General features: G+C 64.6%; 1 protein-coding gene. It reads right to left on the bottom strand.

Features of this window, described 5'->3' with window-relative positions; all coding sequences use genetic code 11:
* Window positions 1–229, bottom strand: a 229-nt coding sequence (locus SB786_RS38020; RefSeq protein ID WP_410731816.1) for a RidA family protein, incomplete at both ends; no start/stop codon positions are given.

The following is a 229-nucleotide window of genomic DNA, read 5'->3' as shown; positions in this document are numbered from 1 at the left end:
GGCCGAGGCCACGGTCGAACGCACCGGCAGCGCCGCGCCGAAGAACTCTTTGTAGACCTCGTTGAAACCGGCGAAATGGCTCATGTCCGACAGCCATACCGTGGCCTTTACCACTTGATCGAAGCGCGCGCCGCAAGCCGCCAGGCTTTCGGCGATGCGCTCGCAGGCTGCGCGGGTCTGGGCCTGGATATCACCGCGCACTACTTCACCACTGGTGCTCATCGGCACC

Origin of the sequence: Burkholderia sp. SIMBA_062 (assembly GCF_046534765.1) — a bacterium.
Lineage (GTDB): Bacteria > Pseudomonadota > Gammaproteobacteria > Burkholderiales > Burkholderiaceae > Burkholderia > Burkholderia ambifaria.
This window is presented reverse-complemented; position numbering and strand designations above follow the sequence as displayed.